Raw genomic sequence first — 13,055 nt, forward strand, 5'->3', positions numbered from 1 at the left:
CTCACATCCTGAAAAAGGGGCAGGCATCCCCTTTGCAGTCTTCATTCACAGTACTGAAGGTGCACTCAATTTCTTCCGGAGCCTCAAGCGTAATGTCTAACGTCTCCTTTAAAAAAGGCACCGCATACTGTAATGCCAGAAAGCAATTGCGCTTGCAGCAGCGCGGACCGTCTATTTCCGCAATCTTCATCAGGCTGCCGGCAGTAATCCGGTTGGTCATGGCCCAGGTTTCCTCCGAATGCGGTGTGGTACCTGTCAGAATGCTCATAAAAATCCCCAGCCCCACAGCTGCGCCACAGTCGCCGTACAGGCCGCAAAAGCCCTTAAGGACATTGAGCGCCCGTTTTTTTGCTTCCTCCAGGGCTGCGCCAAGAGCCTCCTCCGTTTCACCCTGGAGCCGGTACACTGCAGTCAACATAACCGCTGGTACCAGATAATGGTGATAAGGATAATGCATGGGAAATTCCGGATGCCTCATAATCTGGACCGCCAGCCTGGCCGGCACAATGGGCTTGCCCATCCTAAAAGCGCCGAGACATTCCTCCGTAATATAGGCATAGCCATCAAAACATGGTTCCATTTCTTCACTCCTCATTATTAGACTAAATCCAATGTTATTTCTATTATAATAAGTCTCCCAGAACGCGTCAAGGGGACTTTTAATAAAGTCTTAAAAACAGCGTGGATATACCAGTAAAATTTCATAAAATAAAATAAAATTTTGGATATCGTGTTGATTATACCTCAATAAGGGTATAGAGTATACATAGAAAAACATAACAAGCAAAGGAGATGCTAACGATGAGTAATGAAAAAGAACGTAACGATGAAATTATGTTTGGTGCGGATGTAAAGGATGATCCGGCAAGAACCGGTGAAAAAACCAAGGAACAGGAACGCGATGACGAGGTATTTTTCGGTGCTAAGGTGAATGAAAAGGAAGATAAGCCACTTTCCAGCGAAGAACAGGAACGCGCAGACGAAGTTCAATTTGGCGCAAAAGTGAAAAAATAAACAGAAAAAACTCCTGAAGTGCAAAACTTCAGGAGTTTTTTTATACAGGTTCCCCGCAACCGCTTGCCAGACTGCAAAGAATATTAAAAGAGGGTTAAAGATCCTTTCAGACTTCTTCCGGGTCTGTGTTAAGCCCCATGGGGTTTAACGCCTCTGCCCGGTTAAAATACGCTCTGGTTTCCGCAACCACCACACCGCTGAGGGCAATGATGGCGATCAGATTCGGCAGCGCCATCAAAGCGTTAAAGATATCCGCAATGGTCCATACTGCTGAAACCGTCATAAACGGACCGATAAAAACAGCCAGAATATACAGCCAGCGATAGGTTGTCACCGCTGCGCTTCTTCCATTGGCCAGATATTCCAGGCAGCGTTCGCCGTAATAATTCCACCCCAGAATCGTGGTAAAGGCAAAGAATACCAGGCAGGCCATCAAGAGAAAAGAGCTGACCTGCGGCGCGAAGGGCAGGCCTGTTTGAAAGGCATGGGTCGTAACCGCTACTCCCTCAAGTCCGATGTCCCAGGCTCCGGTGATGACAATGCTGAGCCCTGTCATGGTACAGATGATAATTGTATCAATAAAGGTTCCTGTCATGGAGACCAGCCCCTGACGGGCAGGCTCCTTGGTCTGAGCGGCCGCCGCCGCAATGGGGGCGCTCCCCAAACCCGCTTCGTTTGAGAATATACCTCGGGCAATCCCCTTCTGCATGGCCACGATAATGGCCCCGATCGCCCCGCCGGTTACTGCGCGCATGCCGAAGGCACTCTGAATAATTTCGAGCAGCGCGGCCGGAATGGCTTTAAAGTTCATGATCAGAATCAAAAGACAGCACAGAAAATAGGCAATCGCCATAAAAGGTACAATAATTTCAGAAACCCGCGCAATACGTTTGATCCCTCCAATAACCACCAGCCCCACACAAAGCGTTAAAATCAAACCGCTGATCACAACAGTCCAGGAGTAATCCGAGCCAAAAAGACTGACCGTCCAGGCATTGTTCGGGTCAAAAAAACCGTTGACCGCGGAGGCAATCCCATTAACCTGCGTAAAGGTACCGATGCCCAAAAGGCCGACTCCTGCCCCGAAGAAAGCGAAAATTTTACCCAGCCAGCGCCATTTTACCCCCATACCGCGTTCAATGTAATAAAAAGGGCCTCCCAGCACATGGCCGTCCTCCTCAATAACACGGTACTTGATGGCTAAAACGCCCTCGGCATATTTGGTGGCCATCCCAAAGAAGGCCGCGATCCACATCCAGAACAGCGCGCCGGGGCCGCCAGCAACAAGAGCCGTTGCCACACCGACGATATTGCCTGTGCCGATGGTGGCCGATAAAGCCGTGCACAAAGCGCCGAAGCTAGTGACCTCACCGGTCCCGTCTTCTTCATTTTTAACCATAAACTTAAGCGCTTTTGGTAAGTGACGAATCTGTAAAATATGCAGGCGGCAGGTCAGGTAAATACCGACTGCCAAAATCAAGACAATGAGCGGAATTCCCCAAACCTTATCATCCACCCATACCAGAAAATCAGTGAATTGTTGAAACATTTTTGTTCCTCCTTCTTAATATCGTTGGAGTTGAACAAAAGCAAAATAACTGCTCTGTCCTTTTGCCTGAGAGATAGCCCTGAAAACAGGGGGTACACCTTCGGCGCTCTTTTAAAAGAGACTCTCCAGAGTTTTGTTGCATCTTAAGCCTTTCTTAAGGCAACGTATAAAAGTGTACCACACCTTAAAATAAAAGACAATAGTCTTTTCAACAAAGACAAAAACAAATATGCACAAAAATAAAAACAGCAGATCCGGCACACAGGGGGTACCAAAATCTGCTGTTCTCTATTTTTTGAATTTCACGGCAATCTGAGGCCAGACAGGAACGGGTATAAGAACCACCCCAAGCTCCTCCCTTACCCTTGTTGTAAACTGAAAAGCCAGCACATCCGGATTGACGCACCGCGCGTTGGCTGCGTAGTGGGCGGCGCTCTCCGCAATAGCCTTTATCTTTCTGTATTCGCTGTATTCCAGACTTTCCTCCGTCTCATATACATATTGCTGTCCCTTAACCCCAACCACCAGAAACGGCTTTTTTTGCTCATCCATTTTTGATCTTCTCCTATTCCGGGAAATGGTAACGCCCTGCTGCGATTTTCAGCAACTCCCTGCCAAGATTTCCCTTTTTAATGGTATTGATATCCAAAATCACGATGCCCATCTCCCTTGCCCGGATATAAAGGCTGTGATTTGTATTCAGACAATTGTCCGCAGTTATGAGGACAGCCTGTGCCATGTCTCCTCCAAAGCGCTCACACAGTGTCTTAATCTCATATAAATCATAGGGAGAACGCTTGGTGATGCTGGTTTTACAGGAAATAAACAGTGCCCGGATCCCCTTCAGCAAAACCACATCAATCTCATTCTGCGGATAATGATTCTTATTCTCATAATCCCAGCCGATGACAGCGCTCATAACCAGATCATCGAAACCGCCGGTCTGGGCGGCGCTCAGATAAGTGCAGAGCTCCAGCCAGACCCCCTGGTTTGTGAGAAGCCGCCTGATTTCCGTATTTTCAAACCGAAAGCAGACGCGCCGGCTGTCAATAGCCAGATCGTGAATCGCACCCGCCTTCTGCAAAGCGTAAAACACATCCAGATTTTTAAACTGCCGCAGCAGCATATTGACACGGCCATCCCGTTTCTCACTGACCTCCAGACAATCGTAAGCGTGCTCCTCCTCAGCTGCGTTGCGGCACACATACTGGAACCAGATGCTGACATGGGGCCACTCTTCCAGAAACCGCAGAAAAACCTGGCATATCCTGCCAATACAGGCCTCCTGAGCCGCGTCGCCAAGGTTTGGATAATAATGGTCGGTGCGTTCCAGACGCGCGCCGTAGGCCAGCAGCAAATCGCTGATATCAAGCTTTGGCAGCACCAGCGGCTCACGCCGCTCTCCTTCACTGGTAATCCAGATCAGCTCCTGACTGTCCACATCCTTATACAGCTGCGGAACACCGCGCAGCGCACAGAAATGCCCTACCAGGGCCAGAAGCAGATCCGGGCCTCCGGAAATTTCAAAAACACAGTCCGCATGCTCCCAGGTAATCTGCTCAAGCATCCGCACCACCCGGTTGCCGTCCTTTAAATCCGGCTCCATAAAGCGCAGCTCTGCCTCAATGCCCTTTCGTCTAAGCAGACGCTCAACAAGGCTCTGGACCCGGTCAGTAAGACTGCCCTTCAGGCCGATGAATATCAAAACTTCCGGCTTAAAGATCAGCGCCGCCAGAATATTTTTGACCGGATGGGCCGGATCATAAAGCTCAATTAAGGTCTTCATAGGCTTTTTTGTAAGCCGCCAGCGTCCGTTCGTCAAACAAAACAAACAGAATACGGTCAAAGCTGTCCGCATGGGCATCCCAAAAATCCTGAACGGTCTTCAGCGCAATGGCGGCCGCCTGATCCACCGGATAATGGTACACCCCGGTTGAAACCGATGGAAAGGCCACCGACCGCGCGCCGGCTTCCTGAGCCCGCATCATGGCGTTCCCATAGCAATCCCGCAAAAGCGCTGCCTCATGCTGTCCGCCGCCGTGCCACACCGGCCCGACTGTATGGATAACATATTTGCAGGGCAGCCGGTATGCTCTGGTTGTTTTCGCCCCGCCGGTGGCGCATCCCCCCAGAGTCCGGCACTCTGCCAGAAGCTCCGGCCCGGCCGCACGGTGGATGGCGCCATCCACACCGCCGCCGCCCAGCAGCGAGCTGTTGGCCGCGTTGACAATAGCGTCCACACCATAATCCCTTGTGATATCGCCCAGTAAAAGTTCAATGTTTCCCATCCTTTTCCTCCTCTGCTTCCATTTCACATAAAATTATCCAGACATGCATCCCTGCCCATCCTATTCCTGTTTGATCAGATCCTCCCAGTTAACCTCATAGGGCGAATCATACGATGGATTGCGCACAAAGGAAAAGGACGTCTCATCATAATAGAAATAATTGGTATCACAAATAATGTCATCCCGGATCTTCTGCATTTTATCGGAATAATCCCGGGCGCTTTTCAGGCGTCCGTCCTTAAACTTGAGCAGATACACATCCTTGTAGGCATAATGCTTCTGAACACCTGTGGATTCATAAAAATCCTCCACCAGATCCCGCCCAATAAACATACCGCCGCTGTAGGCTGCCGGGATATTGACGCCCCGGTAAACCTTAAACAGGCTCAGAAAAAAGTCCTGGCTGTTGGCCTCTGGAGCCACGCCCCTGATTTCCGGGTAATGGCCCAAGGTGGTCATGTACAGGTTTCTCAGGCACAGACGGCCCTCGCGCAGACCGTACTGCCCATAAAAACCCCTGGCGCAGGCTGGACAAAAGGATACTGGAAAAGCGCCGTAATCCGAAGGATCAAACACCAGCGGATTTTCCAAGGCTGTGATATGATATGCTTCATTTTTGAAAATATACTGATCTGTAAATTGAACGGTCATTTTGTATTCCTTTCCGTAACGGAAATTTTTTCTTGCTTCCCCATCATTTTATGAAAAAAGGCAGACCTGAATAAAACCTCAGCCCTGCCCTCTATCGTTTTTCATTATACCCCATCGGCTAAAAAAAATCAATGCGGGTAAAGGTTTATACCCCAGAGTTAAACCGGCGAATCAAGCCGCTTTCTTCCGCATGGCGAGCAGAGCCCGTTTGTATGCTTTTGTCACTGCCGCCGGGCTCACGCCCTTTTGGGCGGCCTTGTTGTTGTAATACATCAGCAGATGCCAGTAGGCCTGAAGCAGCGTGGACAGCCGGGCGGTCTCCAGCACCTCTCTGTTGATCGGGATATCGTTCTGGCACTGCAGCTCAAGGCCTTCGTTAAGATTTAGCTCATACAAACGCGGTACCTTTCCGGTCGTTTTGATCATCATTTCCACAAGCGACCGCGCGGCCGGGGTGGGGCTTTGAGAATGGCCTGGGCCGGGGTGTCCTCTGGGGTGATGAGGGGGATTAAGGTGTAGTGGGATTCGGGGAGGTGGATGGTCATCATGGGGCTCCTTTGGTTTTGATTTTTTGTATTCGGCGGGCGGTGGGCGGATTGGGGGTTATAAAAAACCGGAAGGCGAAAGGCATTGTAGTATGCTTTCGCTTGCCGGGTGGGTGTCCCGGAAAGCATGGATTTAATTGCAAAAAATTATTTTGCTGACAACTTTGCATTTAATCTATATTTTTTTATCGAAGCAACTCGCTTATGCCAAGGAGGGAATGTTATAATAAATCACGCAGTTGAAAAACAAATCATTTTCTTAAGCGAAAATTTCAAAAAAGTTCGCAGACTACTAAAAGTCCACGAACAATTCCGCCGCTATTTCAACCATAAAAAACACGCGTATTCCCCTGATTTTATCACGGAATACGCGTTTATTTTTTACACTTTACTCATTTTCTTCCTTTTCATTCCAAAAGGCCCGGGTCTCCTGCCGGACGTCCTCTGCATTTCTCACCTTTATATAATGGGACAAATGCGGCGGGAAGAGCCGGCGGTAGCCGCTGCTTGAAAACCGGCTGTCGATAAAGAGCACCATGCCCCGGTCAGCCTCATCCCTGATGACGCGTCCAACGGCCTGGAGGACCTTATTCATGCCAGGAAACTGATAGGCATAAGCAAAGCCGCTGCCCTGCTTATCGTCATAATAATTCCGGATAATATTGCGCTCATCGCCGATTTGCGGCAGGCCCACGCCCACGATAACGGTTCCGATGAGGCGGTCTCCCTTGAGGTCAATCCCCTCGGAATAGATACCGCCCATCACACAGAATCCGATGAGGGTTTCAGGATTTTCGGCGTCGAAGGCTTCCAGAAAAGCTTCTCTTGCGGCCTCGTCCATATCCCGCTCCTGTGCCATGGACCGGATGTCTGGAAAACGCTCTCCAAAAACTTCATAGACTGCACTCAGGTAGGCATAGGATGGAAAGTATGCCATGTAATTGCCCTTTTTCCCTGCCGCAAAGGCAGCGATCATTTCGGCGATGGGGGTATAGCTCTCTTCTCTGTCCACATAGCGGGTGCTGATGGTATCTGCCAGCAGAATACCAAGCTTTGACGGGTCAAAGGGGGAGGGCAGCTCGTAGCGCGGGGTTTCCTCCTCGCCGCCCAGCACAGCGATAAAATATTCCAGAGGGGTGAGGGTGGCTGAAAAGAGAACGGATGCCCTGCCGCAGGCCAGCCTTACCCTCAGCAGCAGCGCCGGGTCCAGGCACACCTGTTTCACGATCACCTCGCTGCCGTAGGTGTGGATGGTGGTAATATAGTGCTCATCGTAAAACTCGGCGATCTTTAAATAGGTCCGGGCTTGAAAATAAAGCTCCAGCACCGCGTCGGCTGCTGGGTGGTCCGGGTGTTTTTTCTGCCAATCCTCGCAGGCAAAGCAGAAGAAGCCCAGAAGCTCGTTAAAATCTCCAAGCTCCTCCCTGCTGATGCGGGACCGGCTGTCCGGGCAGCTTTTGCGCAGGTCGATCATGGCCTGGTTCACCTTGTTCAGGGGCTCCTTCAGGCGTTTGTCCGTTTTGGTCAGCTGTCTTTTAAGGTTCAGAAAATCGGATTTCCTAAGAGCAGCCGAGTACATTTCCCTTGCCCTGTCTACCAGATTGTGGGCCTCATCCACCAGAAAGACGTAGTCCCCTTTCTCGTCTATAAAAAAACGCTTCAGGGCCACCAGCGGGTCAAAGAGATAGTTGTAATCGCAGATAATGGCGTCGCACCAGAGCGTAAGGTCCAGCGAAAACTCAAAGGGGCACAGATTATTCTCAAGGGCGATGGCCTCAATATTCTCTCTTGAAAAGACGGTATCCTGCTGGAGCACCTCATAGAGCACATCGCCCACACGGTCAAAATAGCCGTCGGCATAAGGGCAGTCGTCTGGGTTACAGCTGCGTTCGTCCAGAAAGCAAATTTTATCCTTGGCCGTCAGGGTGACCGTCCGAAGCGCCAGACCCTTTTCCTTCATGAGTGTGAAGGCGTCCACAGCAGCCTGCCGGGTGATGGTCTTGGCTGTCAGGTAAAAGAGCTTTTCTGCCATACCGCCGCCCAGGGCCTTGACAGAGGGAAACAGCGTGGACAGGGTTTTTCCGATGCCAGTGGGCGCCTGGCAGAAAAGCTTACCGCTCTTTTTGATGGTGTTAAAAACAGCCACAGCCATCTCCCGCTGGCCTCTGCGGTAGGTTTTATAAGGAAAAGCTAAAGCATGGATGGATTGATCCCGCTTTTCGACCCACTGGCGCTGCATCTCTGCCCAGCGGATATAAGCGTCTAACAGGGCAAGATAGAAATCCTCCAGCTCGACGACGGAAAAGCTTTTACGGAACCGGCGGATTTCTTTTGTATCTATCTGATAGTAGGTGAGCTGGATATCAATGAAGTCAAGCCCCTGCTGGCTGCCGTAGATATAGCCGTAGCATTTAGCCTGAGCCCAGTGTACTGGACGGCTGTCTTCATCCATGTCCTCCAGGCTTCTGGTGATGGTTTTAATCTCGTCGATGACGATAATGCCATCCTCCTCAAAAATCCCGTCTGCCCGGCCCTGTATTTTAAAGGTAAAGCCCTTCACATCTGTGGTTTCTGCCAGAGTGACCTCTGCCCGGTAATGCTCTCCGGCTTCTTTTTGCAGTTTTCGATGGATACGCGCTCCTTCTGCTGCCCGGTCAAAGCCACCAAAACGGCTATCAATGCTGCCTGAGCGCATAATAAATTCTACCAGCTCCCGCACCGAAAGCTCTACCACCTCATAGGCCATGCTCATCCCTCCTTTCTCGGTAAAGCTATTGTAGCATAAACCCGCCACAATGTGAAATTGCCTCTGCTGCTCCGGCGTGCTATAATGGGCATAACTTACAAAGCGAGGTATCATACCATGTACGATTATATGAAAAGCCGCCCCGAGGAGGGTGCCTACCGCGGCGCCTTTGATGAAAGCCGGCGTAAGCTGCGCGCCCTTGACCCTGTGGTCATCGAAAAAAACACCGGCTGCGCTTATGACGAAAAAACAGGGGTTTTCAGCCTTGTCTGCTTTGGCCAGCCCCTGATGATTCCCTATCCGGATGGTGATGTGTTTTTTGCAGGCACGGCCGAAAAGCCTGAGATCAGCTGGCGGCTCATCGCGCTCAATTATTTTTCCCGCGCTGTGGAGCTTCCTCTTTCGGGTAGATGGATTTCCTATAAGGATCAGCCTAGAGGCGCTGTTTTTTACCCGAACATCCGGAAAAATGTCATTGAACCCATGGGTGTTTTCTATGACCGCTGTGATCCTGAAATACTGAAAGCCAGTCTGCCGGAAATCGGCTTTTCGATCATCCCGGATAAGGCGGATCTCTGTGCACAGGGGTTCTTTGCGCCGCGTATTCCTGCCCGCATCCAGTTCTGGGCAGGTGATGAGGACTTCCCGGGTGCTTTCCAGCTTCTTTTTGACGCCACCATCAGTGACCAGATGCACATCGAAGACAGTGTGGCTCTTTGCAACCTGGTGGCGGATCTGCTTCAGGAGCAGTACTATCTGAAGCTTAAAAAAACAGCTGATGACGACCGGTAATTTTTACCGGTCGTCAAAATGTCTGCTTTATTTTCATAAGGGCGGGTATATTTATACTATAAAAATAAATTTCAATCAGGAGAATGCCATGATTTTTTTAATACCTGCCATTATTATCCTTATCCTGTTTTACCGTCTGTATTATAAGCAGAGGCGCCCCATTGCCGGCGGCATTTTGATAACAGTCCTCCTTGCCCTGTTTCTGCTGGGGCTTTGCGGTTATGCGTTGATGTCCCCTCTCAGCCCGGTTATCTGGGTCATACTGGGAATCGTCGCTTTGATATTTTTAATGGGGCCCCTGCTGCTGCTTTTCTCAAGCATTGCGTTGATGATCAATGGGCAGCGGATGGTATCGCGCGAGGGAACACGGCTCAGCAATTTTCTACCCTTATTTCTCGGACTCATCATGCTTGCCGCGCTGATACTGTTCTACACACTTCCCTTTTTTATGAATGTCAATCCTGTCATTCCACTGATCTATTCCATGCTGGCGATTGTCGTTTTGTTTTTCGGCTTTCTGTTTATCAGCTTTGCCAATGCCTCTGCCCTTTACTACTTCAACAAGCCTTCCTACAACGAGGATTTTATTCTGATCCTGGGCTGTCGGGTGATTGACGGCAAGGTTACACCGCTTCTGGCCAAGCGCCTGAACCGGGCCATTGCTTTTTATGAAAAACAGATGGAAATGACTGGAAAGAAAGCAAAATTTGTTGTCTCTGGCGGTAAAGGAATGGATGAATCGGTTTCGGAGGCCTTGGTAATGAAGGATTACCTTTTGTCCAAAGGCTATCATAAATCGGATATTTTAGTGGAGGAGCATTCCCGAAACACCCGGGAAAACATGCTGTTTTCCAAGGCGATCATTGACAGGCTTAAGCCGAATGCCCGGGGCATATTTGTAACCAGCAGCTTTCACGTTCTCCGTGCCAGTCTTTATGCCCGTGACGCTGAGCTTGACTTTACTGGTGTTCCCGCAAAAACAGCGTTTTACTATTTTCCAAACGCCTTTCTCAGAGAATTCATCGGGGTGCTCTCAATGAACCGGCAGACCTACGCCATCGTCTTTGCCGCTCTGGTCCTCTGTACCATGGTTCCCCAGCTTGTCTTTTTAAACATGGGTCTTCTGTAAACTGAAAAAGGACAGACGCGATCGTCTGTCCTTTTTATATTAAAGCTTTATTTCATATATTTTTCAATAATATCATCCGCTAATTCTTCAAGAACACCCATGTCATAGAAGAACTGAAGTGCAGCATAGCGGTTGCGCAGCTCTTTGGCATACATCAAAATATCCTTGAATTCTTCCTTTGTTACATTGAACTCTGCCGGACTGGTAAGACCGTGGAGGGCTTTTAACAGCTGCGGCGCTTTCTGGGTATCTGCCACCACGTCTTCCATCAGGCTCACCAGCTTCGCTTCATTATTCTGAATGCTGTCAATGCGTTTTTCAACCACTTCAGGATCATTCTGATGTACCTGCTTATAAAGTTTAATGACTTCATCTGCGCCCAAGCCAAAGGAACGCTTGATTTCCTTTTCCCAGGTGTCATAGTCAAAGGTTTCTGCGTGCGCGCGTGCTTTATCATAGTCGAAAGGCATGGTCAGGAATTTTGCGTACATATCGCTGACGATGCAGGTTGCCATGCCAACACAGGTGCCGTGCAGCTGGCCGTATTCGCCCTTGAAGATGGACTTCATTTCCAGGAAGTGGGAGATATGATGCTCGGAGGCAGACGCCGGTCTGGAGAAACCGATATAGCTCATGGCAATCCCGATGAGCACCAGGGATTCCATCAGGTACTGAAGCGCGTCGGATTCTCTATTCACGAGGCCCGGCACCGTATCCACACATTTTTTAACAGAGTAGAGCACCAGCTCTCCGACCTCTGGGCAGTAATATTCGCCGTTGATCAGCTCAGACATTTTCCAGTCGTTGATGGCTAAATATTTACCTAAAACATCGCCTAAACCAGCCGCGATCATGACATCCGGTGCAGTGGCCAGAATATCGGTATCACCGATGATGGCATTGGCACATTCTGCGGAATAGGTGATTTTAAGATTGTTATGAACTAAAGGAGAAACGTTTGAAGCGTAGCCATCCATAGATGGTGCCGTCGCCACAATATAATACGGCAGTCCCGCGCCAAACGCGACATAACGGGTTAAGTCATTTAAAGAGCCTGAGCCAATGGCAATGATCAGCTTGGTATCAGCCGGTAAATGTTCCTTCATTTCTTCGGCGTATTTATCTTCTGCGTGCATGCTCTTATGTGGGAAAATATATTTTTCAACAGGATAGCCTGCTTGCACTACCATACTTTCAACGCGTTCACCGGCTACTTCCCAGGTATTGACATCGGCCACGATAAAAACCTTATCGCTTTTACTCAGGATGCTCCCGTCTTTTAATTTCTGGGTTTCCATAATGCCTGGCAGTTTGTCTAAAGCGTTTTTGCCGATGGCGATATTTTCGATGCTTGCGATATGTTTTTTGCCGCAGCTGCAATCAAACTCGTGGTTAATCAATTCGTTAATGGATAATTCTTTAAAACTCATGTTTTTCTCCTTTTAATATTATAAATAGGTTAGATTCAGATATTTAATTTGTTTTTTAAGAAACATAAAATCATAGATTTGGGTTCTCTAGTTCTGGCCGTAATAGGCGTTTTCGCCATGCTTGCGGTAGAAATGTTTGTTTAAAAGCACATCCTGCATTGGGTACGCGCCGCCAGCCAGCTGCTCGGTGTAGAAGGCCATCATGGCCAGCTGGTCTAAAACAACCGCATTATGGACAGCCTCGTGCGGGTCTTTCCCCCAGGTAAACGGGCCGTGGCTTTTAACCAGGACGGCTGGCATATAATCGGGATTGATGTCCATATCATTGAAGGTTTCAACAATAACCTTGCCAGTATTGAGCTCGTAGTCACCCTCAATTTCTGTATCGGTCATAACACGCGTGCAGGGGATCGGGCCATTGAAGTAATCAGCATGGGTTGTTCCGTAAGCATTAATATCTTTTCCTGCCTGAGCCCAAATGGTCGCCCACTGTGAGTGGGTATGTACCACACCGCCGATATTCGGAAATTTACGGTAAAGCTCAAGATGTGTGTCGGTATCGGAGGATGGATTCAGGTCTCCTTCTACCACTTTACCATCTTCTAACGCGACAATGACCATATCTTCCGGCTTTAGCTTGTCATATTCCACACCGGAGGGTTTAATGGCAATCAGACCTTTTTCCCGGTCAATACCGGATACATTACCCCAGGTAAAGGTAATAAGCTTATACTCCGGCAGCAGCATATTGGCTTCATAAACTTGCTGTTTCAGTTCTTCTAACATGGTTCCTCCCTAAATGATTAAAAATTTCTGTCGATCTTCAAATGTTCTTTTTGTTACTTTATGTTTTTATAATAGCACATTTTTAACATTTCGTCAATTGTAAATTGATAAAATCCTCCAAAAAA

Annotated in this window: 13 protein-coding genes and 1 riboswitch; of the genes, 3 read left to right on the forward strand and 10 right to left on the reverse strand. The window is 49.0% G+C overall.

From position 1 onward, the window contains the following. Nucleotide 1: 1 nt before the first annotated feature. Nucleotides 2-580 carry a DUF5714 domain-containing protein gene (locus BUC22_RS02820; RefSeq protein ID WP_013379688.1) on the reverse strand — a complete coding sequence of 193 codons (579 nt, stop codon included), beginning with the start codon at nt 578-580 and terminating at the stop codon, nt 2-4. A gap of 221 nt (nt 581-801) precedes the next feature. Here BUC22_RS02820 and BUC22_RS02825 point away from each other — a divergent pair, with 221 nt between their 5' ends. Continuing rightward, on the forward strand, nt 802-1,014 hold the full coding sequence (locus BUC22_RS02825) for a hypothetical protein (protein WP_013379687.1): 213 nt from the start codon (nt 802-804) through the stop codon (nt 1,012-1,014). 106 nt (nt 1,015-1,120) lie between these two features. Here the strand turns inward: BUC22_RS02825 and BUC22_RS02830 are convergent, their stop codons facing one another. From BUC22_RS02830 to BUC22_RS02860, 7 genes are all read right to left on the reverse strand, one after another. Then, the gene (locus tag BUC22_RS02830) at nt 1,121-2,563 is read right to left on the reverse strand and encodes an alanine/glycine:cation symporter family protein (RefSeq protein WP_013379686.1); all 1,443 of its coding nucleotides are present in this window, start codon (nt 2,561-2,563) and stop codon (nt 1,121-1,123) included. 44 nt (nt 2,564-2,607) lie between these two features. Further along, nucleotides 2,608-2,702, reverse strand: a riboswitch (glycine riboswitch). A gap of 149 nt (nt 2,703-2,851) precedes the next feature. Continuing rightward, nucleotides 2,852-3,115 carry a hypothetical protein gene (locus BUC22_RS02835; protein WP_013379683.1) on the reverse strand — a complete coding sequence of 88 codons (264 nt, stop codon included), beginning with the start codon at nt 3,113-3,115 and terminating at the stop codon, nt 2,852-2,854. A 13-nt stretch (nt 3,116-3,128) separates the two neighbouring features. Next, nucleotides 3,129-4,349, reverse strand: a complete 1,221-nt coding sequence (locus BUC22_RS02840) for a Card1-like endonuclease domain-containing protein (RefSeq protein WP_013379682.1) — start codon at nt 4,347-4,349, stop codon at nt 3,129-3,131. Further along, nucleotides 4,333-4,851, reverse strand: coding sequence for an O-acetyl-ADP-ribose deacetylase (locus tag BUC22_RS02845; RefSeq protein WP_013379681.1), 519 nt, complete (start codon nt 4,849-4,851; stop codon nt 4,333-4,335). Before BUC22_RS02845 ends, BUC22_RS02840 begins: the two co-directional genes overlap by 17 nt. Nucleotides 4,852-4,911: 60 nt before the next feature. Then, nucleotides 4,912-5,502 (reverse strand): hypothetical protein, encoded by a 591-nt coding sequence (locus tag BUC22_RS02850; RefSeq protein ID WP_013379680.1) that lies wholly within the window; start codon nt 5,500-5,502, stop codon nt 4,912-4,914. A 171-nt stretch (nt 5,503-5,673) separates the two neighbouring features. Next, entirely contained in the window at nt 5,674-5,931 is a 258-nt protein-coding gene (locus BUC22_RS02855; RefSeq protein WP_013379679.1) for a hypothetical protein, read from the reverse strand. Nucleotides 5,932-6,435: 504 nt separating this feature from the next. Further along, nucleotides 6,436-8,793 (reverse strand): ATP-dependent DNA helicase, encoded by a 2,358-nt coding sequence (locus BUC22_RS02860; RefSeq protein WP_013379677.1) that lies wholly within the window; start codon nt 8,791-8,793, stop codon nt 6,436-6,438. A 117-nt stretch (nt 8,794-8,910) separates the two neighbouring features. On the opposite strand from BUC22_RS02860, the gene BUC22_RS02865 reads away from it, so the two are divergent. Together BUC22_RS02865 and BUC22_RS02870 are read left to right on the forward strand one after the other, a co-directional pair. Next, the gene (locus tag BUC22_RS02865; RefSeq protein ID WP_013379676.1) at nt 8,911-9,585 is read left to right on the forward strand and encodes a DUF3786 domain-containing protein; all 675 of its coding nucleotides are present in this window, start codon (nt 8,911-8,913) and stop codon (nt 9,583-9,585) included. Between the two features lie 88 nt (nt 9,586-9,673). After that, entirely contained in the window at nt 9,674-10,714 is a 1,041-nt protein-coding gene (locus tag BUC22_RS02870) for a YdcF family protein (protein ID WP_013379675.1), read from the forward strand. 47 nt (nt 10,715-10,761) lie between these two features. Here the strand turns inward: BUC22_RS02870 and BUC22_RS02875 are convergent, their stop codons facing one another. Together BUC22_RS02875 and araD are read right to left on the reverse strand one after the other, a co-directional pair. After that, the gene (locus BUC22_RS02875) at nt 10,762-12,144 is read right to left on the reverse strand and encodes a sn-glycerol-1-phosphate dehydrogenase (RefSeq protein WP_013379674.1); all 1,383 of its coding nucleotides are present in this window, start codon (nt 12,142-12,144) and stop codon (nt 10,762-10,764) included. An 87-nt stretch (nt 12,145-12,231) separates the two neighbouring features. Beyond that, complete coding sequence (araD, locus tag BUC22_RS02880; RefSeq protein WP_013379673.1) at nt 12,232-12,930, reverse strand: L-ribulose-5-phosphate 4-epimerase; 699 nt, start codon at nt 12,928-12,930, stop codon at nt 12,232-12,234. Between the last annotated feature and the right edge of the window lie 125 nt (nt 12,931-13,055).

This window comes from Eubacterium callanderi (assembly GCF_900142645.1).
In the GTDB taxonomy this organism is placed as follows: domain Bacteria; phylum Bacillota; class Clostridia; order Eubacteriales; family Eubacteriaceae; genus Eubacterium; species Eubacterium callanderi.

What these genes read in the sequence shown, in the direction of transcription:
- BUC22_RS02820 (WP_013379688.1), bottom strand. Translation starts at nt 580, where the DNA reads ATGGAACCATGTTTTGATGGCTATGCCTATATTACGGAGGAATGTCTC.
- BUC22_RS02825 (WP_013379687.1), top strand. Translation starts at nt 802, where the DNA reads ATGAGTAATGAAAAAGAACGTAACGATGAAATTATGTTTGGTGCGGAT.
- BUC22_RS02830 (WP_013379686.1), bottom strand. Translation starts at nt 2,563, where the DNA reads ATGTTTCAACAATTCACTGATTTTCTGGTATGGGTGGATGATAAGGTT.
- BUC22_RS02835 (WP_013379683.1), bottom strand. Translation starts at nt 3,115, where the DNA reads ATGGATGAGCAAAAAAAGCCGTTTCTGGTGGTTGGGGTTAAGGGACAG.
- BUC22_RS02840 (WP_013379682.1), bottom strand. Translation starts at nt 4,349, where the DNA reads ATGAAGACCTTAATTGAGCTTTATGATCCGGCCCATCCGGTCAAAAAT.
- BUC22_RS02845 (WP_013379681.1), bottom strand. Translation starts at nt 4,851, where the DNA reads ATGGGAAACATTGAACTTTTACTGGGCGATATCACAAGGGATTATGGT.
- BUC22_RS02850 (WP_013379680.1), bottom strand. Translation starts at nt 5,502, where the DNA reads ATGACCGTTCAATTTACAGATCAGTATATTTTCAAAAATGAAGCATAT.
- BUC22_RS02855 (WP_013379679.1), bottom strand. Translation starts at nt 5,931, where the DNA reads ATGATGATCAAAACGACCGGAAAGGTACCGCGTTTGTATGAGCTAAAT.
- BUC22_RS02860 (WP_013379677.1), bottom strand. Translation starts at nt 8,793, where the DNA reads ATGGCCTATGAGGTGGTAGAGCTTTCGGTGCGGGAGCTGGTAGAATTT.
- BUC22_RS02865 (WP_013379676.1), top strand. Translation starts at nt 8,911, where the DNA reads ATGTACGATTATATGAAAAGCCGCCCCGAGGAGGGTGCCTACCGCGGC.
- BUC22_RS02870 (WP_013379675.1), top strand. Translation starts at nt 9,674, where the DNA reads ATGATTTTTTTAATACCTGCCATTATTATCCTTATCCTGTTTTACCGT.
- BUC22_RS02875 (WP_013379674.1), bottom strand. Translation starts at nt 12,144, where the DNA reads ATGAGTTTTAAAGAATTATCCATTAACGAATTGATTAACCACGAGTTT.
- araD (WP_013379673.1), bottom strand. Translation starts at nt 12,930, where the DNA reads ATGTTAGAAGAACTGAAACAGCAAGTTTATGAAGCCAATATGCTGCTG.